We start from the raw sequence: 623 nt of genomic DNA, 5'->3' as shown, positions 1-623 counted from the left end.
CGCCGAACTCGGCCGGCAGCGCCCGCCAGGAGATGTTGTGCACGGTGAAATAGTGCATGGCTTCGAGGAACTTGCGGTCATCGCGCCCGTTGTCGCCCCGTCGCGACCGGCAGGCGCGGAACACCTCAAGCGCCACCGCCCAATCCTCATCCGTCATCCGCGTCAGCGTGGTCGACCTCGCCAAAAGCCGACCCGCTATGAATCACCGAAAGGACAAAAAGGGAATCCCCTCCCGCTCAACCGGCGCGAAACCGTCCACACCGCCTAACCTCGTCCACCTTTTCATAGGAAGATCAAGTCGAACGTCCGCTACTCGCCGCCCAGCCAACGTCCGCAGTGCGCCACGAAGCGGAAGTTGTAGGTGCGCCGACAAGCGGACACTGCAGTCGTTCCGTGAGGTAGACTTTCAGCATAGAAATTCCCGGAGGCGTCGCACAGATCCTTTTCGCGAATGTGGTGTCGTTCGCCGCCGTGGTTGCGTCGCTAGAGCATTTTTCGCTCATAATGGCTCATATCCTGCGGCCATGAAGAAGTTCTGGCATTCCTTTGACGTGAAGCAGTCGATGAGGCGACCGATGGCGTCCCACAGGCCGGCGACGGAGCGCTCGGCGTCTTTGCGCAGG

At 61.0% G+C, this 623-nt stretch carries 1 protein-coding gene; it reads right to left on the bottom strand.

The genetic code is table 11. From position 1 onward, the window contains the following. The coding region (locus FBQ73_RS23475; protein WP_138397487.1) for a transposase at window positions 1-157 on the bottom strand (157 nt) is incomplete at its 3' end. Window positions 158-623 lie beyond the last annotated feature (466 nt).

Source organism: Xanthobacter autotrophicus, assembly GCF_005871085.1.
Classification (GTDB): Bacteria; Pseudomonadota; Alphaproteobacteria; order Rhizobiales; family Xanthobacteraceae; genus Xanthobacter; species Xanthobacter autotrophicus.
The sequence above is the reverse complement of the archived record's forward strand: the minus strand, read 5'-3'. Positions and strand labels throughout refer to the sequence as shown.